This window comes from Actinoplanes sp. NPDC049599, from assembly GCF_044465625.1.
Classification (GTDB): Bacteria; Actinomycetota; Actinomycetes; order Mycobacteriales; family Micromonosporaceae; genus Actinoplanes.
In genome coordinates, this window is sequence record NZ_JBITLX010000004.1 from 272,602 (window position 1) to 295,923 (window position 23,322).

Here is a 23,322-nt window from a genome sequence, read left to right on the forward strand (position 1 = left end):
TTTCGCTCCACATTGTCACTCGTCGGATATCTGACGCTACGTTGAGTGAATGACCGATGGCGTCTACCGTCCGATCCTGCGGCCCCGGCGGGGTGAGCTCGCCGCCCTGCACCACCTTGATGCCGCCACCGCGACCCGGGTCATGCCGATCATCGAGCTGTCGCCCGGCGACCGGTTGCCCCAGCTCGTGCGGCAGATGCCACCCCGGACCGGGGCCGTGGCCGTCGACCTGAGCGCGATCGAGGAGCCCGCCGGCCCGCTCGCCGAGGAGCTGGCCGAGGTCGGCGTCGCCATGCTGCCGGTGCTGCGGGCGTACGACAGCCGTCGCCGGCTGGTGGAGCACGGCCTGGCCGCTCGCCTGCACCTCGGGCGGGCCGTGCTGCGGCTGCAGCCACACCTCGACGCCCGCAATCCCGCCGCCGCGACCGAGACCGCCGACCGGCTGCTGACCGGCGCCGGACTGGAGGCGGACCGGGTCGACCTGGTGATCGACCTGGCCGAGACCGCGTGCGCCGCGCACGCGAACCGGTTCGAGGAGCGGGCCCGGCACGTGCTGCGCTGGGCGCGGTCCTCGCCGTGGCGGTCGGTCACCGTCGCCGCCGGCGCGATGCCGCCCAACCTGGACGACCTGCCCACCGACGAGGCGTACCCGGTCGGCCGGCTGGACGCCCAGGTGTGGGCCCGGCTCTCGGAGCCGGGCGTCGGCTATGCCGACTACGGCGTGACCTCACCGGTACGCCGCCTCGGCGTCAACCACCGCCAGCTGCCCACCCTGCGCTACACCGCCGAGCGCGACTGGTGGATCTACCGGTGGGCCCGGCGCGGCGCCCGCAGCGACGACCGCTGTCACGACCTGTGCCGGACCCTGGTCGGGTCGCCGCAGTGGCCGGCCGCCGGCGCCCGCTTCTCCTGGGGCGACGCGCAGATCGCCCGGCAGGCCCGCAGCGCGCGCGGCGGCGGCAGCTCGGCGAACTGGATCGCCTGGAGCACCTCGCACCACATCGCCCACGTGCTGCGCACCCTGCCCGGCGCGGCGCCCTAACCCAGGTGCCAGGTGGCGATCACGTCGATCGTCGGATAGACGAAGATGATGTCGCCCCCGGCGTTCGGCACGTCGAAGACGATCGTCGTCCGGTAGGTGCGGCCCGCGACCAGCCGGCGGACGAACGCGCCGTAGTTCTTCTCGCAGCTGCTGCCGTAGACCGAGTTGAACCGGGTGCCGTCGGGCTGCTGGAAGCGGAACGCATAGTCGCTGACGTCCGGTTCGCCGGCGAGCACCTTCACCCGCAGCTCGGTCGGCAGGTACGCGCCGTGCTCCGGCTTGCGCGCGTACCCGTCGCAGCCGGATTTGCGCAGCTTGCGGGCCCGGACCGTGACCTCGAACTTCGCGCCGCGCTCGCCGGAGATGACGAACTTCTCCCCGTTGGCCAGCCGCTGCGGGCCGATCCGCTCCAGCAGCGGCCCGGACGGCTCGACCGGCGCCGGCGTGATCGCACTCCGGGGCGGCTGCACCTTGCGGCTGGCCGTGACCGGCGGGCTTGTGGCCCCGCCGTAGACGTCGGCCGCCAGGTAGAACACGGCGATGGTGCCGGCCAGCAGCAGCGCCAGCCCGCCGGCGAAGTAGGCGGTCACGAGCCGGCGGGACAGCCCGGCCCGCGGGCGTCCGATCACGACCGGCTTCACCTGCGCCGGCACGGTGTCGTCGGGCGGCAGGGCCGGCGGCTCCTTCGTCACGGCGGCGGATCTCCTCGGACGGGGACAGGGCTGAGTGCGCAGCATAGAGGCCATCGATCAACTCCGTGACCCGGCCAGCATGTCGTACACTTGTGCTAATGCTGCTCGACGCCGCCCTCGCGTACGCTCGGCACGGGATCCCCGTCCTGCCGGTGCACTCGCCTGCGGCCGACGGCTCCTGCTCCTGCGAGCAGCCCGGCTGTGCGCGGCCCGGCAAGCATCCGCGGCTGCGGCACGGCCTGACCGAGGCCAGCGTCGACCCCCGCCGGATCGAGATGTGGTGGGCCCGCTGGCCGGCCGCCAACGTCGGCCTGCGCACCGGCGTGGTGATGGACGTCGCCGACGTCGACTCCCCCGGCGGGTGGCACGGCCTGCGGCATCTGCTCGGCGGAGCGATGCCGGCGGGTCCCCAGGTCCGCACGGGCGGCGGCGGCTGGCACTTCTGGTTCCGCCCCCAGGGGTACGGCAACCGCGTGGGTCTGCTGCCCGGCGTCGACTGGCGCGGCGCGGGCGGCTACGTGATCGCGCCACCGTCCCGGCACGTCGAGCGCACCACCTACTACTGGGTCGTCGGCCCCGGCGCCGAGCCGGCCGAGGCGCCCGGGGCCCTGCTCGGGCTGATCACCGGTCCGGAGCCGCCGGCGCCGCGCGGCGCCCCCGCCGGCAGGCCCATCGGCCGCCCGGATCGTTATGCGGCCGTGGCCCTGGCCGCCGAGGTCGACCGGGTGGCCCGGGCCCCGGTCGGCACCCGCAACGACACGCTCAACCGGGCGGCGTTCGCGCTCGGCCGGCTGGTCGGCGCCGGCCTGCTCGACCCGGGGCTGGTGACCGGCGAGCTGACCGCGGCGGCCCGCTGGGCCGGGCTGGGCCAGGCCGAGATCCGCCGCACGATCCGCTCCGGCCTCACCGCCGGCCGCCGCCAGCCCGTCGACGCGGAGCGCCGGCACGTGGCGTGATCGATCCGCCGGCGCCGGGCGGCGCATCGCCGTCCTGCTCACCCGGCCGGCGGCGGGTAATCTGGCTTGTCGGACCGCCGGGGGGCGACGGGTGGAGGGTGCATGGCCGAGGACGCCGAGGTTGCCGCAGCACGCACGGGCAGCCTTGCCGATCACGCGCGCCTGGAGTCCCTGCAGCGCGTCTGCGTCGGCGCCGAGCCCGACGAGGCCTTCGACCGGTTCGCGAGCCTGGTCAAGCGGCTGCTCGACGTGCCGGTCGCGCTGGTCTCGCTGGTCGACGACGAGCGCCAGTTCTTCCCGGGGCAGGTCGGCCTCGCCGAGCCGTGGAGCACCAAGCGGGAGACGCCGCTCACCCACTCGTTCTGCCAGCACGTGGTCGTCGAGGGCGAGGCCAAGGTCTTCCCGGACGCCCGGATCTACGCCCAGGTCCGCGACAACCTCGCCATCCCCGACCTCGGCGTGGTCGCGTACGCCGGGATGCCGCTGACCGACGCCGACGGCCGCACGCTCGGCTCGCTGTGCGCGATCGACACCAAGCCCCGGGCCTGGACCGCCGCGGAGCTGGAGACGCTGCACGACCTGGCCCAGGCCTGCTCGTCCGAGCTGCGCCTGCGCATCTCCCGCGAGCTCGCCGAGCAGGCCCGCCGGCACGCCGAGACCGCGCACCAGCAGCTGGCCATGCTGGCCGAGCTGACCGAGACGCTCGCCACCACCACCGACATCGACGACGCGCTGGCCACGCTGGGCAGCTCGCTGACCCCGCGGCTCGCCGACTGGTGCCTGATCACGCTGATCGGCCCGGACGGCATGCCCCGGCACCTCTCCGCCGCCCACCACGACCCGGCGCTGGCCGCCGACGTCTCCCGCTTCGCCGAGCTGATGACCACCGGCCTCAACGCGAAGTCGATCGTGCTGGCGGTCCAGCGCACCGGCCGGCCGATCCGCCGCGAGGGCGAGAGCGCGGCGGACATCCTGGACCGCACCACCGACGCCGAGCTGGCCCGGATCGCGGAGCGGCTGGGCTACGCCTCGTTCCTGGTCGCCCCGATCACCGCGCCGGTCAGCCACCGGGTGCTGGGCAGCATCACCATGGTCAACGGCCCGTCCCGGGCCCCGTTCAGCGAGGCCGACGAGCGCACCGGCACCGACATCGGCCGCCGGGTCGGGTTCGCGATCGACAACAGCCGGCTCTACCGCCAGCAGCGGCACGTCGCCGAGGTGCTGCAGCAGAGCATGCTGACCGAGCTGCCCACGATCGCCGGCCTGGAGCTGCACGCCCGCTACCTGCCGGCCCAGGACGGCGCGGCGGTCGGCGGCGACTGGTACGACGCCTTCGCCCAGCCCGACGGCTCGCTGATGCTGGCCGTGGGCGACGTCTCCGGCCACGACATCGAGGCCGCCGCGACCATGGGCCAGCTGCGCAACCTGGTCCGCGGCGACGCGTTCGGCCGCGACGACGAGCCGGGGCCGCTGCTCAGCCAGCTCGACCGGGCGCTGCGTGGCCTGCGGGTGCCGGCGGCGGCCACGGTCGTGCTGGCCCGGCTGCGCCGCGAGGACGACGGGTACACGCTGTCGTACTCCAACGCGGGTCATCCGCCGCCGCTGCTGCTGCTCCCGGACGGCACGGTCGAGGTGTGGTGGACGACACCGGAACCGCTGCTCGGCCTCACCGCCCGCAACGAACGCGCCACCCACCGGCGCCGCATCCCGCGCGGCGCCACCCTGGTGCTCTACACCGACGGCCTGGTCGAGCTGCCCGGCCGGCTGCTCGACGACGGCATCCTGCTGGTCGAGCAGGCCCTGCGGAACAACGCCGAACTGTCCGGCGACGAGCTGTGCACCCGGCTGATCGCGGCGGCCAGCCGCCGCGCGGACGACATCGCCCTGTTGCTCATCAGGACGCGCTGACCGCGTCCGGCTCCGGAGCGGGCTCGGTGACCGGCGGGCCGCCGTGGGTCCACGGGGTCTGATCCGGGTCCGGGAACGCGCCGCCCGGCCGGTACGCCTCGCTCAGCGTGGTCAGCAGCAGCCGTTCGCCCACCTCGGGCACGCTGCCGGGCTCGGCCACCAGCTTGCGGCCCATGCCGCCGGAGAGCTCCAGCAGCACCTCGGTCTTGTGCTCGTCGACGGCCGTGACCGAGATGACGGTGGCCTTCTGGCTGGGCCGCTGCGGCGAGGTCAGCGTGGCGCCGCGCTCCACGCGTACCGGCTCGGTGGTCACCACCATGATCCGGGGGCGCAGCACCGGCCGCTTGCCGCTGTCGTCGATCCGGTCCGCCTTGGCCAGCGTCACGTCGCCGACGAAGGCCGTGCCGGTCAGCCGGTACTCGGCCATCACCAGCGGGTCGTCGAAGGCGCGCTGGACGGCGTACCGGGTGGCGGCGTTCTCCAGGCGGTGCAGCCGGGCCGCGGCGGCCACCGCGCCGTCGCGGCGGGGCTGCGGCGGGCCGCCGTCGGCCAGGTGCTGAAAAAATCCGGAGTACGTGTCCCGGTCGCTGTCCCAGCGGCCGGCCACCCGGGCGCCGGGCGGCAGCGCAGCGAGCAGGTCGAGGGCCTGCCACATCAGCTCCCAGGTCGGCAGCAACTGCGCGCGCAGCACCTGGGTCAGCGCGGCCACGTCCGGCTCCGCGGTCGCCAGCAGCGGCGCCAGCACGTGGTTGTCGAAGACCGGGTCGGTGGCCGGTCCGGCCGGCGGGGACAGCGCCGGGTCCTCGGCGGCCCGCGCCGCCTGCGCGCCGGTGCTGCCGGGCGGCGGGGAGATCCAGCCGAGCAGGGCGGCGAGCTGGGCGTCCTCCGCGCTGCTCTGCCCGGTCGCCCAGTGCAGCCCGAGCGCCTGTACGGCGTTGAGCAGCAACGACGACCCGGCCACCTCGGCGGAGTTGGCGAAGAACGTGAGCCAGCGCCCGAGCAGCGGCACCGACGGCGGCACCGCATACTCCCCGTCGACGCTGCGGAAGCGGGTGGACCGGCCGAACAGGCGCAGGAAGTCCACGCCGCCGGTGTTCGGCACCCAGAGCTGCGGCGCGTCGGTGAACCGGTGCCGCACGTCCCGTCCCCGGTCGACCGCGACCGCCTCGGTGGCGCCGGCGAAGCTGTCCACGTAGGAGACGACCAGGTCGGCCAGCTCGGCGGCGTAGGCGAAGCGGTGGTCCCGGTTCCGGGGCTGCGCCACGATCAGCAGCCGGGGCGCCGCGCGGTCGGTGCCGGCCAGCGTCGCCAGCGGGGCGTTCGCCTCGCCGGCCATCGCCAGCGGGATGAGCACCAGGGGCCGCTGGTGGACGTGCAGATGGCGGACGGTGGCCACCGGCTGGGCCCGGCCCGCGACGACGGCCTGCGCCCGGGCCAGGGCGGTGAGCGTGCTCACAACAGCTCGGCCCGCAGGCGCGCCGCGGCCTGCAGCAGCGCCGCCGCCTCGGCCTGTTCCGCGGTCGGGGTCGCGGTGCCGGCGGCCAGGGCGAGCGCTTCGGCCACCGTGTCCACGCCGCCGAGCGCCTCGCGGACCGGCCGGCCGAGCGCGGCGGTGCTGCCCGCGGCCTCGTGCCGGCAGTAGACCGCCAGCTCGCAGGTCGACAGGCACTCGGGCGCGTACCGGGCCTGGACGTGGGCGAGCGCGGCGATCAGGTCGGCGGGCGGCAGCGCCAGGTCGAAGCTGACCGTGGCGGGCAGCGCGGCGGCCAGCGCCGACACCGAGGCCAGCCGGGTGAGCTGGCGCCGCAGGGTGGAGAGCTGCTTGCGGACGTCGAGCACCACCGCGGCCGGCTGGAGCGAGAAGTTCTCGGTGCAGACCAGCACCACGTCGTGGCTGACCAGCAGGGGATCGTGGCCGAGCTCCTCGAGCAGCCGGCGCAGCGCCAGCACGTAGACGGCCGCCTGCACGGCCGCCGCGGAGACCTTGGCGCTGTCGGCCTGCCCGTCCACGATCGCGAACGACTTGATCTCGACGACGTGCAGCCGGCCCCCGGCCTGGAACGCGATCAGGTCCGGCTCGAGGAAGACGCGCTGGCCGGCGACCTCCAGGGTGAGCAGCGGGTGGTCGATGAGGGCGGCGCCGGCCGCGTCGGCGAGCAGCCCGCGGGTGCGCCCGTGCCGGGCCGCGAGGGTGTCGTCGGCGTCCTCGCCCAGGTCGTCGTAGGCGCCGGAGGCGTCAAGCTGGAGCGTCTCGGCCAGCACCGAGCGCAGCAGCGCGCAGTCGTCCGCCTTGAGCATCGCCTCGAAGCCGTTGCCGCGGGCCAGCGCGAAGCGGGACTGCCCGAAGGCGCCCGGGAAGCCGATGTGCTGGGCCAGCTTCGGCTTGTCCACCCCGGCCGCGTCCAGCACGGCCCGCCGGGTGCAGCCGGGATTGCCGGTGAGCGCGGCGATGGTCCGGGCGTTGTGCCGCTTGGCCGGGGTGCTGCCGCGCAGCCGGTCGAGGCCGGCGGTCACCCGCGGCCCCGCTGCTGCGGCACCCGGGGCAGGCCGAAGAGCTGCTGCTGCTCCTCCAGCGCCGCCCAGCGCCGGGTGGTCTCCGGCGGCAGCGGCGGGACCGGGATCCCGGCGAGGGCGGCCCGGGCGGCGTCGGCGAGGGCGGCGGGAGCCTGCACCGCGTACGCCTCCGGGCCGCCGGGGACCTCCTCGGCGAGGCGGCGCAACAGGGCGGCGACCGTCGCGCCGCCGGCTTCGCGCATGGCGATGAATTCGGCTATCCGGACGATCGCCGCAAGCAGGTCGGCGGGCGGGTTGGCGACCCGGTTGGCCAGCGGCCAGGTCGAGAGCGTGAGCAGACCCCGGGCCGCGGTCAGGTCCGGCTGCAGCGCGGGACAGATCCGGTACGCGGCGCCGGCCTCGTGCCCCTTCTTCTCGGACCGCACCAGCGCGACCAGCGCCGCCACGGTCAGATCGCCGTCGAACAGGGCCCCGTGCACGTCCGCGACCAGCCGTAACGAGGCCGGCGCACCGATCAGCAGCAGGGCCCGGCGGGCCTGCTCACGGGTGCTCGGCAGCGTGCTGAGGCGGGTCATGACTGCGGCTTCCGTCCGGGGGCGTGGCGGATCGACTCTAGATCTTCGTACAGCACGCGGGCAATGTCCGGACGACTCACCACGTTTCACCCACGGGAGGCGAATAAACCGCGCGTATCGGACAGTCCCCGGGAGGCGCGCTACGTTCGGGGTATGCCGAAGGCCATCTGGAACGACGAGATCATCGCCGAGAGCGACGACACCGTGGTAGTCGAGGGCGTCTACTACTTCCCTCGCTCCTCGCTGCGTGAGGACGTGCTGCGCCCCTCGGACACCCACACCGTCTGCCCCTGGAAGGGCAAGGCGTCGTACTACACCCTGGAATCCGGTGAGAACGTCACGCCGGATGCGGTGTGGTTCTACCCGGAGCCGAAGCCCGACGCGAAGGCCGTGCGCGACCGGGTCGCGTTCTGGAAGGGCGTCAAGGTCGAGGTCTGAGACTCCCACCGGCGCGGACTCCGCGGAGTCCGCGCCGCCTACCCGATCCGCGGGTGGGCGTCCTCGATCGCGGTGACCTCCAGGTAGTCGAGCATGTCCCGCTGCTCCGCCTCGCCCAGCGCGTAGAACGCCTCGTACGCCGAGGACCGCGAGTGTGGCGTCTCCGCCGCCAGCAGCGCGATGATCGCCGACCACGCCAGCGACACCCGGTCGAAGAGCCGCGCGGTGCGCAGCGAGGTGAGCCGGCTCAGCATCGCCACCTTCGTCGCCGCGTCGTCGTCGGCCGCGATCCGGTCCGAAAGCTCGAACAGCGCCTTACCCCGGTACGGGTGCTCCGCCTCGACCAGCCGGGCCAGCTCGGCGTTGTCCATCCGGTCGACCGGCGGCGCGGGACCGCGGCGCGGCAGGCGCGGCCGGGAGTCGTCAGCGGGCACGGCTGTCCCGCCCGCTCTCGAAACCCACTCCCGGCACCTGGTGCGGCAGGGTGGGCCGGCTCTGGAAGGTGGGGAACGGCGGCGCCGGCATCACCGGGGCATCCGCCTGCCCGGAGCCGTCGTCGGCCTCGTCGGCCTCCGTGGCCACAGCGTCGACCTGATCGCGCACCTCTTCCCCCGAGTCCCTCGCGTCCTCCGCTTTCCGTCCCAGCACAGTTTGTCCTCCGTTGCCGACTTTCGCTGTGTTGGCGGTCCTATGAGATCACGCCGCGTCAACCCCGGCGAGCGCAGCGTCCGGTAACGCCCGGACATCACCCGACCCGGCGACCGCCGTAATGTTGCGGCAATACATTGATCGTTGCCGGTCGGCAAACACTGCCGACCCTGACCGAGGGTAGGTGTCCGTGGACGGGGGGACGAGCACCACCGGTGCGACATCCGAGTGGCGGTCGGCCATGGTCGACGTGTCCGGGCTGTCGCTGGCGGACCTCGCCGCCGGTCAACCTGCGGCGCCGGACGACACGGCCCTGGCCCACGCGCTGCGCCGGCTGGCCGACGACCTGGCCCGTCCCGGCGAGCCGATCGCCGGCTTCAACTCGGCGCTCTGACCCGCCCGATGACGGACACCGCGGATCCCCGGCAGGCGGTGCGGCCCACGGCCGGCGCCGGGCCGCTGCGGGTTCATTCGCTCAGCGACCCGGCCTTCGCCGCGCTCGGCGCCGGCCGGCCGGACGCCGCGGCCCTCGCCGAACTGCGCCGGGCCCAGCTCAGCCGGCACCTGCTGCTGCTCCGCGAGATCGTCACGACCGCACCGCTTCTCGGGTACGCCGAACTGGCCGCAGCCGAACGCGAGGAGCCGGAGCGGGTCCGGGCGCTGCTGGCCCGCCCGCTCGTCGGGGTCTGGGCCACGCGGTATCTGAGCGCCCTGCGGGCCGGGGCGACACCCGACGAGGCGAGCACCGGCTATCTGGCCCGGCTGGCCACCGAGGCCGGCCTGAGCCCCGAACCCGCACCGGCAGCCGCGGGTCGCGGCGGAGTGGCGGACCGCGGCGGCCGGGTACCCGGGCAGCGCAGCGGTTCGGTTGCCGGGGCGGCTCGGCGGCTCACCGCCGTCCACGGTGGGTTGTCGATCTCCGTACGCATCGAGGACCGGGATCCGCTGCGCGCCGGGCTCGGCCTGACCCCGGCGGCCACGCTGACCGACGCCGAGCTGGCCCGCTGGCAGGGCCTCCTCACCGAGGCCTGGCGCCTGCTCGTCGACCGCCTCCGCCCGGACGCCGAGGTGCTGGCCACGGTGCTGGACTGCATCGTCCCGGTGGAGCCGGACCCGGCCGCCCGCGGCATCAGCGCCACTTCGGTCGACGCGTTCGGCGCGGTGGCGATGTCCGAGCCCGCCGATGCCACCGCGCTCGCGGTCGGTCTGCTGCACGAGACCCAGCACAGCCTGCTCAACGCCGTGCAGTACCTCTTCGACCTGCACGAACAGCCGGACGCGCCGGGTTACTCACCGTGGCGGGACGACCCCCGGCCGGCCTCGGGAATCCTGCACGGCGCTTACGCCTACCTGACCGTCACCCGTTTCTGGCGGCAGACGGCCGGCGACCGGTTGGCGGCTTTCGAGTTTGCCCGGTGGCGCGCGGCCGTGCTGCACGCCGCCGAGGGGCTGCTTGCCGGGGGCACGCTCACCGCGGCCGGCACCCGCTTCGTGAGCGCGCTGCGGGCCGAGGTGCGACCGTGGCTGGACGAGCCGGTGCCGGCCGATGTCGCCCGGCTGGCCGCCGGCGCCAATGCCGATCATCACCTGCGCTGGCGGCTGCGCAACCTGCACGTCGACCCGCGGGACGCCGGGCTGCTGGCCGATGCCTGGCGGCAGCGGCGGCCCGCGCCCGGAGTCGTCGCCGAGCTGCGGCCGGCACCCCGTCGCGCGCTGGAGGCCAGCAGCCGGCTCGACCTCGTGCACGCCACGCTGGCCGGCCGGCCGGTGTCGGGCCGGGGCGCCGAGGGTGATCTTGATTACGTGCGGGGTGCCGAGGATGCGGCGCTGCGGGCGTACCGGAAAAGGGTTGTGCTCGATCCGGCGGACGACGCGGCCTGGGCCGGGCTCGCGCTGAGCGGCGGCGGGGCCGCGCTGCGCGGCACGCCGGAGGTGGTCGCCGCGCTGTATCGCACCCTGCGCGATCCCAGCGCCGACCCGCTGGCCCTGGCCCGCTGGATTTCCTCCTGACGGTTCGCTCAGGTCTGCCCGGCCCGCACCGATGAAGGTCCCTGTCGGAGGTGGGTCATGGGTCGGACCGGTAAGGCCATGGATCGAGTGCGTCGTGGTGTCGACGACATCATGATCTTCACGTCGCTGCTGCTGCTCGGGTGGCCGACGCTGTTCGACGACGCGGCCCGCGGTGACGCCGGCGTGCCCGGCCTGTTCGTCGGCATCGGCACCGTGCTGGTCCTGGGGCTGGGCGTGATCGTGCTGGCCCGGCGCTGGCCGCTCGTGCAGTACGCCCCGGTCGCCGCCGCCGTGCTCATGGCCGGCGTCTGGTCCGCCCGGTACGGCGAGATCGGCACCGAGCTGACCTGGCTCGTCATCGCCGTCGCCGCGATCATCCTGGTCCGCCAGTTCCTCGGCGCGCGCACCACCGAGGGCCTGGTCCGCGACCTGACCCGGCAGCGCGCCCAGCTCGCCCGGCAGGCGTTCCGTGACCCGCTGACCGAGCTCGGCAACCGCAAGCTGTTCATGGACCACGCCATCGACGCCCTCGCGGACGCCGACGACACGATGACCGCGGTGATCCTGTTCGACCTGGACGGGTTCAAGGAGGTCAACGACACGTACGGGCACGCCACCGGCGACGAGCTGCTGCGGACCGCCGCGGAACGGCTCAGCGCGAACGTGCGCACCAACGACACGGTGTCCCGCCTCGGCGGCGACGAGTTCGTGGTGCTGCTCCCCCGCCTGGTCGACGACCAGATCGCCGACACCGTGGCGAACCGGATCCTGCGCGACCTGTCCCAGCCGCTGATCGTCGGCGACACCGTGCTCACCATCCCGGCCAGCGCCGGCATCGCCATCACCCGCGGCAGCGGCATGGCCGTGGACGCCGTGATGCGCGAGGCCGACCTGGCGCTCTACCAGGCCAAGGCCGAGGGCAAGGGAGTGGCCCGGCGCTACGACCCGGCCCAGTTCGCCGCCGCCGAACAGCGCCGCCACGAGGAGTCGGACCTGCGCCGCGCCCTCGACGACGGCGAGTTCGAGGTGTTCTACCAGCCGATCGTCGACCTGGACGGCGAGCGCACGGTCGGCGTCGAGGCGCTGGTCCGCTGGAACCACCCGGAGCGCGGCATGCTGCCACCGGCGGCGTTCCTGGACATGGCCGAGACGCTCGGCCTGCTGCCCCGCCTCGGCGGCTGGGTGCTGGCGGAGGCCTGCCGGCAGGCCGCGGTGTGGCAGGCCCAGGAGCCCGGCTTCGAGCTGAACGTCAACCTGTCCGCCAGCCAGCTCGGCAACCCCGCGCTGATCGACGAGGTCCGCGCGGTGCTGGAGAGCACCGGCCTGCCGCCCGCGCTGCTGGTGCTGGAGCTGACCGAGTCGGTCGCGCTGCTCGACCTGGTCGAGTCGGCCCGGGTGCTGGGCGCGCTCAAGCAGCTCGGCGTGCGGATCGCGCTGGACGACTTCGGCACCGGCTTCTCGTCGCTGAGCCACCTGGGCACGCTGCCCGTCGACGTCGTGAAGATCGACAAGTCGTTTGTGCAGGCCATGCAGGAGGGCTCGGGCGCGTCGGTGGCCGAGGCCGTGCTGCAGATCGCCCGCACCTTCAACCTCTCCCCGGTCGCCGAGGGCGTCGAGGACGCGACCCAGGCCAGCCGGCTGCGCGAGCTGGACTGCGCGCAGGCGCAGGGTTACCACTTCGCCCGCCCGATGCCGGCCGGCGACCTGACCGCGCTGCTGACCCGCCAGTCCGCGCTGTCGAGCTGACCGGCGGCTACAGGGGCGGCGGCTCGATCTCCGTTTCGAGGCGCTCCCCGGCCAGGGCCCGGGCCAGCAACGGGTGCCCCTCGCCGTAGGCCTTCTGCAGCTCCTCGACCGCCAGGTGCATCGACGGCTCGTCGCCGACGTCCAGCGCGACGTTGAACGAGCAGGCCAGCGTGTCCGGATGCGAGGCGCCGCGCAGCGCCCGGGACCGCGACGCCGTGTCCAGGGCGACCTCCCGGGCCCGCTGCGCGTCGCCGGTGGCCAGCAGGTCGGCGGCCAGGCCGTTGGCGCAGCTCAGCGTGAACGGGTGGTCGGCGCCGACGCTGCGCCGCAGCCCGCCCAGCGCCTCGGCGTCGATCGTGCGGGCCTCGGCGAACCGGCCGGTGGCGCGGACCACCCCGGCCAGGTTCGCGGCCGCGGCCAGCGTGAACGGGTGCTCGTCGCCCAGCACCGCGTGGTAGCGGGCCACCGCACGCTCCAGCAGCCGGTGCGCCTCGTCCAGGTCACCGTCGTCCCGGGCGCAGTTGGCCAGCGACACCAACGCGCCGAGCGTCTCGACGTTCAGGTCGCCGAACTTCTGCCGGTACAGCTCCACGTTGGTCGCGGCCAGCGCGCGGGCCTGCGGCAGCCCGCGCCGCCGGGCCGCGATGGCCGCGAACCGGCCGGCCCACAACGCCATCGGATGGTCGGCGCCGAGCGAGTCGGCGTGCCCACCGGCCAGCAGCGCGCTGGCGCCCGCGTAGTCACCGAGGCCGACCAGGTCGAACGCCAGCCCGGCCCGCGAGGACAGCGTCTCGGGATGACCCTCCACGAAGATCATCTGCCGGTGCCGCAGCACCTGCTCGTCCAGCGCCCGGGCGCCCCGGAAGTCACCGAGCAGCCGCAGATCCACGGCCAGGTTGTTGGCGCAGCGCAGGGCGGTCGGGAAGCTCTCGCCGAACAGCCGGCGATAGCGCACCAGGTTGTCCGCGTCGAGCTGGCGGGCCTGGCCGAAGTGACCCTGCATCCGCAGGTCGGCGCCGACGCTGTTGGCGGTGGCCAGGGTGGTCTCGTCGTCGCCGCCGAGCACCTCGCGCTGGGTGCGCAGGGTCTGCGCGTTCAGGGCCCGGGCGTCCGCCGTCCGGCCGACCGCCCGCAACGCGTTGGCCAGGTGGAACGAGGCCAGCAGGGCCTGCTCGTCGGTCTCGCCGAGGCTGTCGCGCCAGCGCGCCACGGCCTGCGCCGCCAGGTCGCGGCTGGAGTCCCAGTCGCCGCGGGCGTACAGGAACCGGACGCAGTTGATGACGAGCTGGCGGATCTCCTCGGTGTCGCCGCCGAGCACGTCGGAGTGGACCAGGTGCGGGACGAGCGCCGCGTACCGGGGCCAGTGGGTGGGGTTGTCCGGGTCACCCGGGTCGGCCGCGGCGAGCATCGCCCGCACGGTCGCCAGCAGCGCGGCGTGCCGCTCCGAGCTGAGCTGCTGGCCGAGCATGCCCCGGACCAGCGGATGCACGACCACGCTGTCGCCGGGTGGGTCCAGGTCGGCGAGCCCGTGCCGGCCGATCAGCCGCAGCGCCGCCTTGAGCCGCCGTTCGATCCGGACGGTCCGGGCCAGCTCCGGCGACACCACGCCCCGGGCCGCCCAGAGCAGCTCCCACGACACCGGCGCGCTGGCCAGGAACGCACACAGCTCGAGCAGCTCGAACGCGGCCGGCGAGGCCTCGTTCAGGGCGTCGGCGGCGAGCCCCCAGGCCACCCGGATCGGGGTCGGGAAAGCCAGCTCGGCGGCCCGCTCGTCGTAACGGCGCAGGTATTCGGCGACGCTCCAGCCGGTCGCGCCCCGGACGGCGGCGGCCTGCTCCAGCGCGATCGGCACGTCACCGAGCCGCTCGGCGAGCCGCTCGGCGTCGGCCGTGGACAGCCCGGCGGCGGGCCGGCGCAGGAAGTCCACGCTGTCCGTGCGGTCGAACACCGGCACCGGCACCGCCTGCGCGACCTCGGCGGACCACCGCGGGTTCCGCGAGGTGACCAGCACGTGCCCGGCCCCGCTGGGCAGGTACGGCTTGATGTCCTCGGGCCGGTTCGCGTTCTCGAAGACGACCAGCCAGTTCCGGTACGGCTCGCCGCGGCTCAGCGCGTCCCGCACGGCGCCGAGCGTCCGGTTGATGTCGCGGGCCTCGGGCAGCTTGAGCTCACTGGCGAGCCCGACCAGCGCGGCGCGCATCCCGGCGGTCTGCTCGGCGGGGATCCACCAGACCAGGTCGTAGGTCTCCGCATACCGGTATGCGTACTCGACGGCGAGCTGGGTGCGCCCGGTCCCGCCGAGCTGATGCTCGGCGGTGGGCAGCAGCACGACCGGCCCGTTGCCGAGCAGCCCCCGCACCTCGCCGAGCAGGCCCTCCCGCCCGACAAAACGCGGATTACGCGGCGGCAACCCACCCCGGATCGGCACGCCGCCCTCCCCACTGGTGACTCGGCCATCTACTGTCGTTGTGCCGATTACCGTACGTGGAATCATCACCACAGCGGAAGCTTGGCCCGAACGGAAAGGCACCGGTGACCGACGAACCCGTAACCAGCCTCCACCGCTCCGCCGACGCCACCACCGTCCGCCTGCACGGGGAGATCGACGTCCTGAACGTCGACCAGGTGCGCGTCCGTCTGGTGGAGGCCCTGGAGAGCCGGCCCGGCACGATCGTCGTGGACCTGACGGAGCTGTCCTTCATCGACTCGACCGGGCTGGGTGCGATCATCTTCGGCTTCCAGCGGGCCCGGGACCAGGGCGTGGGGTTCCAGCTCGCCCACCCGAGCCGGGGGGTGCGGCAGATCCTGGTGCTGAGCGGGCTGCTGGAGGTCGTCGAGCTGACCGAATAGGTCGGAGCCGGGTGATCGGCAAGGTCCTTCCTGTCGGAGGTCCGGGGTACAGACCGTCGCTCATTGCTGAACCATGGCTGGTGTCCGGCCGTGAGGGGGTCGCCGATCCATGCCGAAGACTCAGCTCTTCACCCGCGCTCACCAAGATCGCAGCAGGAAGGCTCTCGGAGCTGCGATAAGCGCCGGTCCGGGTGATTTGGCGCTGGCCGTGGGTGGATGTTGTCGATGTCGGGTCAAGGTGTGGGGTCGGGTTTCCGCACCTGAGTCGATCGGTGATGTTCGATGGATAGGGGTAACGTGAAGGGGGACATGCAAGGAGGAAGGGTGCGTGACTGGCAGATCTTGTGGACTGGTGGTTCGGCTGGATCGTTTTAGCTCATCAAGGTCCGCCGGCGGCGACGTGGTGACCGATCTTGACGATCAACCCTCGCCGTTTCGCGCAGCCACAGCCGCTGGCCTTGCAGGATCAACGGGCTCCCCACTCGGACCCGCGACCTCGCCGACGGCCATCGAAACTCGTGAACAAGGCCCCTCCGCACCCACGCCCATCAAGATCCCGGCGATCGAAGGCGGCGGCCTATCAGGATCGGGCGCCAACCGCCGCTCTTCAAGATCGAAGAGCTGGCGCTCACCCGGCCGAGCACCCGCAAGACGGGTGCGGACCGCGGTCGCGGTCCGCACCCGGCAGGGACGATCGTCAGCCGACCCAGACGTACTCGCGGGCCGGAACCTCGGCCGCCGCCGCAGCCGCCGACCGGAAGTTGTTGTTCACCGTGGCCGTTTCGGTGGCGTTCGGGTTCGGGTTCCGGCACGAGACCGGCGCGCTGGATCCCGACATCAGGTCGGTGCACAGGCCGGTGCGGCGGTCCGGCAGCCCGAGCAGGTGGCCGAACTCGTGTGCCGCGATCCGGGGCTGGTAGTAGCCGTCGTTGACCGCCTCCCGGCCCATGTACCAGCGGCCGTTGCCCAGCGACGTCGTCTGCGCCCGCGGCCAGCCGTTGTCCGCGTACACCCGGATGTTGGGGGTGCGGCCGGCCGGGACCGGCTGGAGCTGGACGTTGGTGACCCGGCTGTTCCAGATCTGGGCGCCCTGGTTGACGACCGCGACGAACTCCTGCGCCTGGCTGGCGTCGTAGTACAGGATCCGGGGCGCCGCGGCGGCCGGGCCGGCGGTGATGACCTGCAGGCCGAACAGCGTCGCGACCGCGGCCAGCGCGGCGAACAGTCTCTTGCGCAGCATCGGGGGGACCTCCCTGGGGGTGGTGGGACGGGGTGTCCTCACGGTAGCCAGAGAGCGACGTCTATCGATGAGTTGCGGCCATACCTCTTCCTGCCTATGACCGTGTGATGACGGGGGCCGCGGCGGCCGGGAAGGCCAGCCCGATGCCGGGGCCCGCCGGGCCGACGTCCTTGTGGCGCTTGCCGAGCAGCAGCAGCAACGACAGCAGCGAGGCCGCCAGGGCCAGGGCGCCGGCGCCGTACCAGGCCGCGTCGTAGTCGCCGAGCCGGTCGCGGACCAGGCCCGCCGCGGTGGCCGCGAGCGCCGCGCCGAACTGGTGCGAGGCGAAGACCCAGCCGAAGACCACCGCGCCGCTCGCACCGAAGTACTCCCGGCACAGCGCCACCGTCGGCGGCACCGTGGCGACCCAGTCCAGGCCGTAGAACAGGATGAACACCACCATCGACGGGTGCGCGGCCGCGGCGAACAGCGACGGCAGCACCAGCAGGGACAGCCCGCGCAGCGCGTAGTAACCGGCCAGCAGCCAGCGGCTGTCGACCCGGTCGGTGAGCCAGCCGGAGGCGATGGTGCCGACGATGTCGAAGAGGCCGACCAGCGCCAGCAGGCTCGCGGCAGTGGTCTGCGCCATCCCGTGGTCGTGCGCGGCCGGGATGAAGTGCGTGCCGATCAGGCCGTTGGTGGTCGCGCCGCAGATCGCGAAGCCGCCCGCCAGCAGCCAGAACGGCCGGGTCCGGGCGGCCTGGCCGAGCGCGCGCAGCGCGGTGCGCACCGCGCCGCCGGGTGCCACCAGCGGCTGCGGGGCCACCTCGTCGGGTCCGGCGCCGTACGCGGTCACGCCGAGCTCGGCCGGCCGGTCCCGGAGCCGCCACCAGACCAGCGGCACCACCGAGAGCGCGACCGCCGCCACGGTGAGCGCCGCGACCCGCCAGCCGTGGTCGCCGGTGAGCCGGGCCAGCAGCGGCAGGAAGACCAGCTGCCCGGCCGCGCCGCCGGCGGTCAGCACGCCGACGACCAGCCCGCGCCGGGCCACGAACCAGCGGTTGGCCACGACCGCGACGAAGCCCAGCGCCATCGATCCGGTGCCCAGCCCGACCAGCACGCCCCAGCACAGGATCAGCTGCCAGCTCTGCTGCATGAACACGGTGAGCCCGCTGCCGGCCGAGACCAGCAGCAGCGCGCCGGCCACCACCCGGCGCATGCCGAGCTTCTCCATCAGCGCCGCGGCGAACGGGGCGGTGAGCCCGTACAGCAGCAGGTTGACCGAGACGGCCGCCGAGATCGTGCTGCGCGACCAGCCGAATTCGTCGTGCAGCGGCTGGAGCATGACCGAGGGGGTGGCGCGGAAGCCGGCCGCGCCGACGAGCGCGATGAAGGCGACGGCGGCGACGAGCCAGGCGGGATGCAGGCGGCGTGAGGTCACCTGATCATTGTGCGGAGCGGGAGCCGGACGGACGAGTGGCCGGGAGGCCATCATGCGCAAGAATCGAGCCATGGTGCATTCCGTGGCGATGCTCGCCCTCGACGGCGTGGTCGGCTTTGACCTCGGCGTCCCGCCCCAGGTCTTCGGCGCCGCCCGGGACGCCGGCAACGGCTTCCTCTACTCGGTGACCACCTGCGGCGACGGCCCCGGCCCGGTACGCCCCGAGCGCGGCGGCTTCCACGTCGTGCCGGACCACGACCTGGGCCCGCTGGCCACCGCCGACACCGTGCTGGTGCCGGGGGTGAGCGGCGGCAGCACGATGACCGACGGCCGGGTCTCCCCGGCGGTGGCCGAGGCGCTGCGGGCCGCCCACGCACGCGGCGCCCGGATCATCTCGATCTGCACCGGCGCCTCGGTGCTCGCCGCGGCCGGCCTGCTCGACGGGCGCACCGCGGCCAGCCACTGGGCCTGGGCCAAGCGGCTGCGCCGGCTCTACCCCCGGGTCGACTGGGACTTCGACGTGCTGTTCGTCGACGACGGCGACGTGCTCACCTCGGCCGGGGTGGCCGCCGGGGTCGACCTGTGCCTGCACGTGATCCGCCAGGACCACGGCAGCCTGGTGGCCAACCAGGCGGCCCGGCGCTGCGTGGTGGCGCCCTGGCGGGACGGCGGCCAGGCCCAGTACATCGAGCAGCCGGTGCCGGCGGCGGTGGGCGCCGGCACGGAACCGACCCGGGCCTGGGCGCTGAGCCGGCTCGCCGAGCAGGTGAGCCTGGAGCAGCTGGCCGGGCACGCGCGGATGAGCGTGCGCACGTTCACCCGCCGGTTCCGCGACGAGACCGGGCTGAGCCCGCGGCAGTGGCTGCTCCAGCAGCGGGTGGCGCACGCCCGGCTGCTGCTGGAGTCGACCGACCTGAGCGTCGACCTGGTCGCCCGGCGCTCCGGGCTGGGCAGCGCGACGGCCCTGCGCCAGCATCTGCAGGCGGCCATCGGGGTGCCGCCGTCGGCGTACCGGCGCACGTTCCGGCAGACGTAACCCACGTCACCAGGGGCTCAGGAACGGCCAGAAGTGTCCGATGGGACGGAGGTAGACCGAAAGGACGTCATGGATCAGACCTTCCGCCCGCTGCTCGACGCGCTCAAACAGCTCGGCATCGACCCGGTCGCGGTGGATGCCGCGGCCGACGAGGCCCAGCGCAGCGGCCGGTCCGTCCGGGCGGTCCTGATCAACGACCAGGTCGTCACCGAGGAACAGCTCACCGAGGCCGCCGCGGCCGCGTTCGGCATCAACACCCTGGACCTGGTCGGCTACTCTCCCGACCCGGTCGCGCTCAAGCGCATCCCGCTGTCGGTCGTGCTCCGGCACCGGGTGCTCGGGCTGGCGATCCACGACGGCGAGCTGGTCGTCGGCGTCACCGACCCCGGCGACGTGGTGGCGCTGGACGACATCCGCGCCTCCACCGGCATGACCATCCGCCCGGTCGTGGTCGCCCGCAGCGAGGTGCGCCGGATCATCGAACGGCTCCAGCGCGAGGACAGCGACCTGGGCGACCTGGCCGACAACTCGCTCGACGACCTGCCGGTGACGGCGCAGGCCAGCGGCGCGGACGACGCGCCGATCGTCCGGTACGTCAACAACCTGATCGAGCAGGCCGTCCAGAACCGCGCCTCCGACCTGCACCTGGAGCCCACCGAGGACGACATGCGGGTGCGCTACCGGATCGACGGCGTGCTGCACGAACTGGACACGGTGCCGCGCGGCGTGATGGCGGCGCTGACCTCGCGCTTGAAGATCATGTCCGGCGTTGACATCACCGAGCGGCGCATCCCGCAGAACGGCCGGATCACCGCCATCATCCGCGACCGGCAGGTGGACCTGCGGACGGCGACCCTGCCGACCGTCTGGGGCGAGAAGATCGTGCTGCGCGTGCTCGACACCGGCGGCATCGACCTCGATCTGGCGAAGCTCGGCTTCACCCAGCACAACCTGCAGCGCTTCTCCGAGTCGTTCAGCAAGCCGCACGGCATGCTCCTGGTCACCGGTCCCACCGGCTCCGGAAAATCCACCACCCTGTACGCGACCCTGGGCCGGATCAGCAAGCCGGAGATCAACGTGATCACCGTCGAGGACCCGGTCGAGTACCGCCTGCGCGGCGTCAACCAGGTGCAGGTCAACGCCAAGGCCGGCCTGACCTTCGCGGCGGTGCTCCCGGCGATCCTGCGGTCCGACCCGGACGTCGTGCTGATCGGTGAGATCCGGGACGGCAACACCGCCCAGATCGCCGTCGAGGCCTCGCTCACCGGCCACCTGGTGCTCTCCACCCTGCACACCAACGACGCACCGGGCGCGGTCACCCGGCTCACCGAGATGGGCATCGAGCCGTTCCTGGTCGGTTCGTCGCTGGACTGCGTGCTGGCCCAGCGGCTCGCCCGGCGGCTGTGCGACTGGTGCAAGGAGGCGTACCTGCCCGGCGCGGAGGAGCTGGAGGGCGCCCGCTGGCCGGTGCAGGACCTCAAGATCCCGGACGCGCTCTACCGGCCGGTGGGCTGCCGGAACTGCGCCAACACCGGCTACCGCGGCCGGATCGCGCTGCACGAGGTCATGCCGATCTCGCCGGAGATCGAGACGCTGACCATCCGCCGGGCCTCCTCCAACGAGATCCGCGAGGTCGCCCTCGACCAGGGCATGTACGAGCTGCGCGCGGACGGCCTGGCCAAGGCGGCGGGCGGGCTCACCTCCCTGCGCGAGGTCGCCCGGGTCGCCATCTGAGCCGGCGGAGCGCGCAGAGTACTCCGCCGCCGCGCCGCCCGCACATTTCCGCCCGAACAGGTCCTAAACCAGCCCGCCGCCGTGCCGAATTAGGGGGCGTCAGACTTCACGACGAGATTGTCGGTGCGGCTCATGTACACGCTCGACCACGAGGTACCGCTCCAGGCGGCACCGGTTGACCCGGCCGGATCCGGCCCGGGCGACCTGGCCGTGCTGGACCAGATGCTCATCACGCTCGTCGAGTCGCGCGGTTCCGACCTGCACCTGACCGTCGGCTCCCCGCCGATGATCCGCGTCGACGGCACGCTGCGGGCGCTGCCCGGCTACGGCAAGCTCAACTCCTCCGACACCGCGCTGCTGGCCCGCGCCGCCGTGAACCCCCAGCAGTGGGCGACGTTCCAGCGCGAGCAGGAGATGGACTTCGCGCACAGCATCACCGGCGTCTCCCGGTTCCGCGGCAACCTCTACATCCAGCGCAACTCCTGCGGCGCGGTCTTCCGGGCCATCCCGCACACCATCAAGCCGCTGGACGAGCTGGGCATGCCGGAGTCCGTCGCCCGCTTCGCCCACCTGCCCCGCGGGTTGGTGCTGGTCACCGGGCCGACCGGTTCCGGCAAGACCACCACCCTCGCCTCGGTGCTGGACCTGGCCAACCGCAGCCGCTCCGCGCACATCATCACCATCGAGGACCCGATCGAGTTCCTGCACCCGCACAAGCGCTGCCTGGTCAACCAGCGGGAGGTCGGCTCCGACACGGAGACCTTCCCGCAGGCGCTCAAGCACGCGCTGCGCCAGGATCCCGACATCATCCTGGTCGGCGAGCTGCGCGACCTGGAGACCACCGCCACCGCGCTGACCGCCGCGGAGACCGGTCACCTGGTGCTGGCCACCCTGCACACGCAGAGCGCCACCCAGACCATCGACCGGGTCATCGACATCTTCCCGCCGCACCAGCAGCTGCAGATCCGCGCCCAGCTGGCGGCCAGCCTGCAGGGCGTGGTCACCCAGGCGCTGGCGCCGCGCGCCGACGGCAAGGGCCGGACGGTGATCTGCGAGATCCTCACCGCCACGCCCGCCATCCGGAGCCTGATCCGCGAGGGCAAGTCGCACCAGATCCCGTCCTTCATGCAGGCCGGCGGCAACGACGGCATGTTGGCCTTCGACCAGCACCTGGCCGAGCGCGTCCGGGAGGGCCTGGTCTCGATGCAGGCCGCCCTGGAGATCTGCCACTCCCAAGAAGAGCTCAAGCGCCTGATCGGACGGATGTGACATGCCGGCGACGAAAACGTTCCACTACAACAGCATCGACGCCCAGGGTCGCAAGGCCAAGGGCACCGTGGAGGCCGCGAACGAGACCGCCGCGACGCACCTGCTGCGCCAGCGCGGCGAGGTCCCGCTCGAGCTCAGCCAGGCGGGTCAGGGGCTCAACCGGGACCTGAAGATCCCGGGCCTGGGCAACCGGACCAAGCTCAAGGACCTGGCGGTCTTCGCGCGGCAGTTCTCCACGATGACCGCCTCGGGCATGTCGCTGCTGCGCTCGCTGTCGATCCTGGAGGAGCAGACCACCGCCGCCTCGATCAAGAGGGCGACCGCGGAGGTCCGTACCGATGTGGCCGGCGGCGTGTCGCTCTCGGCGGCCATGGGCAAGCACGACAAGGTCTTCCCGCGCCTGATGATCGCGATGATCCGGGCCGGCGAGGCGGGCGGCATGATCGACCGCGCGCTGGAGCAGATCGCGGACAGCCTGGAGAAGGACACCGCGCTCCGCGGCAAGATCAAGAGTGCGCTGACCTACCCGGCGATCGTGCTGACCTTCACCTTCGTGCTGATCGCAGCCGTGTTGATCTTCATCGTCCCGGTCTTCGAGGCGATGTTCAAGAATCTCGGCGGCGAGCTGCCGGCGATCACCCAGTTCCTGGTGGACGCCAGCCACAACATGTGGTGGATCGGCCCGCTGGTGCTGACCGTGGGCATCACCTCGACCGTCGCCTACAAGCGCAAGGTCCGCCAGAGCCAGGACTTCCGGCTGGCCGTGGACAAGATCAAACTGCGCCTGCCGGTGTTCGGCCCGCTCTTCCGCAAGCTGGCGATGAGCCGCTTCTCCCGCAACCTCGGCCTGCTGCTCAACGTGGGCGTGCCCGTCATGCAGGCGCTGCACGTCGTCGGCGAGACCACGGGCAACGAGGTGATCAACTCGGCCATGCGCGACGTGCAGTCGGCCGTACGCGACGGGCAGCCCATGTCCTCCGCGCTGCGCAACCACAAAGTCTTCCCCGAGATGGTCACGCAGATGATCGAAGTGGGAGAAGAAAGCGGTCAAATCAGTCAGATGCTCGACAAGGTTGCCGACTTCTATGACAGGGAAGTCGACAGCGCCGCCGAATCCCTGACCGCTTCGATCGAACCGATCATGGTGCTCGTCATGGGAGCCGTGGTCGGCGGAATGGTGATCTGTCTGTACCTACCGATGTTCACCATCTACCAGAACATCCAGGGCAACTGACGCCCAGGAG

At 73.1% G+C, this 23,322-nt stretch carries 21 protein-coding genes; 12 read left to right on the plus strand and 9 right to left on the minus strand.

Annotated features, from left to right (window positions below):
- Positions 1-49 precede the first annotated feature (49 nt).
- On the plus strand, positions 50-1,042 hold the full coding sequence (locus ACIBQZ_RS10215; protein ID WP_396088205.1) for a beta family protein: 993 nt from the start codon (positions 50-52) through the stop codon (positions 1,040-1,042).
- Here ACIBQZ_RS10215 and ACIBQZ_RS10220 read toward each other — a convergent pair.
- Positions 1,039-1,734, minus strand: coding sequence for a hypothetical protein (locus ACIBQZ_RS10220; protein ID WP_396088206.1), 696 nt, complete (start codon positions 1,732-1,734; stop codon positions 1,039-1,041). The genes ACIBQZ_RS10215 and ACIBQZ_RS10220 overlap by 4 nt on opposite strands.
- A gap of 98 nt (positions 1,735-1,832) precedes the next feature.
- Here ACIBQZ_RS10220 and ACIBQZ_RS10225 point away from each other — a divergent pair, with 98 nt between their 5' ends.
- Positions 1,833-2,690 (plus strand): bifunctional DNA primase/polymerase, encoded by an 858-nt coding sequence (locus ACIBQZ_RS10225; RefSeq protein ID WP_396088208.1) that lies wholly within the window; start codon positions 1,833-1,835, stop codon positions 2,688-2,690.
- A gap of 102 nt (positions 2,691-2,792) precedes the next feature.
- A complete protein-coding gene (locus tag ACIBQZ_RS10230) occupies positions 2,793-4,598 on the plus strand; it encodes a SpoIIE family protein phosphatase (protein WP_396088209.1) in 1,806 nt (601 codons plus the stop codon).
- On the opposite strand, the gene ACIBQZ_RS10235 is transcribed toward ACIBQZ_RS10230, so the two are convergent.
- Genes ACIBQZ_RS10235 through ACIBQZ_RS10245 form a run of 3 tightly spaced genes read right to left on the minus strand, consistent with a single transcriptional unit; the run spans position 4,585 to position 7,687 of the window.
- Positions 4,585-6,054, minus strand: a complete 1,470-nt coding sequence (locus ACIBQZ_RS10235; protein WP_396088210.1) for a hypothetical protein — start codon at positions 6,052-6,054, stop codon at positions 4,585-4,587. The genes ACIBQZ_RS10230 and ACIBQZ_RS10235 overlap by 14 nt on opposite strands.
- Positions 6,051-7,112, minus strand: a complete 1,062-nt coding sequence (locus ACIBQZ_RS10240) for a hypothetical protein (protein WP_396088212.1) — start codon at positions 7,110-7,112, stop codon at positions 6,051-6,053. Before ACIBQZ_RS10240 ends, ACIBQZ_RS10235 begins: the two co-directional genes overlap by 4 nt.
- Positions 7,109-7,687: a hypothetical protein gene (locus tag ACIBQZ_RS10245; RefSeq protein WP_396088213.1), complete on the minus strand. Its 579-nt coding sequence runs from the start codon at positions 7,685-7,687 to the stop codon at positions 7,109-7,111. The genes ACIBQZ_RS10240 and ACIBQZ_RS10245 overlap by 4 nt, the downstream gene beginning before the upstream one ends.
- A gap of 153 nt (positions 7,688-7,840) precedes the next feature.
- Between ACIBQZ_RS10245 and ACIBQZ_RS10250 the strand changes: the two genes are divergently transcribed.
- The gene (locus tag ACIBQZ_RS10250; RefSeq protein ID WP_396088215.1) at positions 7,841-8,125 is read left to right on the plus strand and encodes a DUF427 domain-containing protein; all 285 of its coding nucleotides are present in this window, start codon (positions 7,841-7,843) and stop codon (positions 8,123-8,125) included.
- A 38-nt stretch (positions 8,126-8,163) separates the two neighbouring features.
- Here the strand turns inward: ACIBQZ_RS10250 and ACIBQZ_RS10255 are convergent, their stop codons facing one another.
- On the minus strand, positions 8,164-8,559 hold the full coding sequence (locus tag ACIBQZ_RS10255) for a hypothetical protein (RefSeq protein ID WP_239130694.1): 396 nt from the start codon (positions 8,557-8,559) through the stop codon (positions 8,164-8,166).
- Positions 8,549-8,773, minus strand: a complete 225-nt coding sequence (locus ACIBQZ_RS10260) for a hypothetical protein (protein WP_396088216.1) — start codon at positions 8,771-8,773, stop codon at positions 8,549-8,551. Before ACIBQZ_RS10260 ends, ACIBQZ_RS10255 begins: the two co-directional genes overlap by 11 nt.
- 241 nt (positions 8,774-9,014) lie before the next feature.
- Between ACIBQZ_RS10260 and fxsA the strand changes: the two genes are divergently transcribed.
- From fxsA to ACIBQZ_RS10275, 3 genes are all read left to right on the plus strand, one after another.
- Positions 9,015-9,167 (plus strand): FxSxx-COOH cyclophane-containing RiPP peptide, encoded by a 153-nt coding sequence (fxsA, locus tag ACIBQZ_RS10265; protein WP_396088217.1) that lies wholly within the window; start codon positions 9,015-9,017, stop codon positions 9,165-9,167.
- 8 nt (positions 9,168-9,175) lie between these two features.
- Complete coding sequence (locus tag ACIBQZ_RS10270; protein ID WP_396088218.1) at positions 9,176-10,783, plus strand: aKG-HExxH-type peptide beta-hydroxylase; 1,608 nt, start codon at positions 9,176-9,178, stop codon at positions 10,781-10,783.
- Between the two features lie 78 nt (positions 10,784-10,861).
- Positions 10,862-12,529, plus strand: a complete 1,668-nt coding sequence (locus tag ACIBQZ_RS10275; RefSeq protein WP_396088219.1) for a putative bifunctional diguanylate cyclase/phosphodiesterase — start codon at positions 10,862-10,864, stop codon at positions 12,527-12,529.
- Between the two features lie 7 nt (positions 12,530-12,536).
- Here the strand turns inward: ACIBQZ_RS10275 and fxsT are convergent, their stop codons facing one another.
- The gene (gene fxsT / locus ACIBQZ_RS10280; RefSeq protein ID WP_396088220.1) at positions 12,537-14,957 is read right to left on the minus strand and encodes an FxSxx-COOH system tetratricopeptide repeat protein; all 2,421 of its coding nucleotides are present in this window, start codon (positions 14,955-14,957) and stop codon (positions 12,537-12,539) included.
- A 104-nt stretch (positions 14,958-15,061) separates the two neighbouring features.
- Here fxsT and ACIBQZ_RS10285 point away from each other — a divergent pair, with 104 nt between their 5' ends.
- A complete protein-coding gene (locus ACIBQZ_RS10285; RefSeq protein WP_396088221.1) occupies positions 15,062-15,379 on the plus strand; it encodes an STAS domain-containing protein in 318 nt (105 codons plus the stop codon).
- Between the two features lie 697 nt (positions 15,380-16,076).
- On the opposite strand, the gene ACIBQZ_RS10290 is transcribed toward ACIBQZ_RS10285, so the two are convergent.
- Both ACIBQZ_RS10290 and ACIBQZ_RS10295 read right to left on the minus strand, forming a co-directional pair.
- Complete coding sequence (locus ACIBQZ_RS10290; protein ID WP_396088222.1) at positions 16,077-16,619, minus strand: snapalysin family zinc-dependent metalloprotease; 543 nt, start codon at positions 16,617-16,619, stop codon at positions 16,077-16,079.
- Positions 16,620-16,713: 94 nt separating this feature from the next.
- Entirely contained in the window at positions 16,714-18,039 is a 1,326-nt protein-coding gene (locus tag ACIBQZ_RS10295; RefSeq protein ID WP_396088223.1) for an MFS transporter, read from the minus strand.
- 70 nt (positions 18,040-18,109) lie between these two features.
- On the opposite strand from ACIBQZ_RS10295, the gene ACIBQZ_RS10300 reads away from it, so the two are divergent.
- The 4 genes from ACIBQZ_RS10300 (at position 18,110) to ACIBQZ_RS10315 (ending at position 23,312) form a co-directional block, all read left to right on the plus strand.
- Positions 18,110-19,075 (plus strand): GlxA family transcriptional regulator, encoded by a 966-nt coding sequence (locus tag ACIBQZ_RS10300; protein ID WP_396088224.1) that lies wholly within the window; start codon positions 18,110-18,112, stop codon positions 19,073-19,075.
- 69 nt (positions 19,076-19,144) lie between these two features.
- The gene (locus ACIBQZ_RS10305; protein ID WP_396088225.1) at positions 19,145-20,809 is read left to right on the plus strand and encodes a GspE/PulE family protein; all 1,665 of its coding nucleotides are present in this window, start codon (positions 19,145-19,147) and stop codon (positions 20,807-20,809) included.
- A 132-nt stretch (positions 20,810-20,941) separates the two neighbouring features.
- Entirely contained in the window at positions 20,942-22,078 is a 1,137-nt protein-coding gene (locus tag ACIBQZ_RS10310) for a type IV pilus twitching motility protein PilT (RefSeq protein ID WP_396088226.1), read from the plus strand.
- A 1-nt stretch (position 22,079) separates the two neighbouring features.
- The gene (locus ACIBQZ_RS10315) at positions 22,080-23,312 is read left to right on the plus strand and encodes a type II secretion system F family protein (protein ID WP_396088228.1); all 1,233 of its coding nucleotides are present in this window, start codon (positions 22,080-22,082) and stop codon (positions 23,310-23,312) included.
- Positions 23,313-23,322 lie beyond the last annotated feature (10 nt).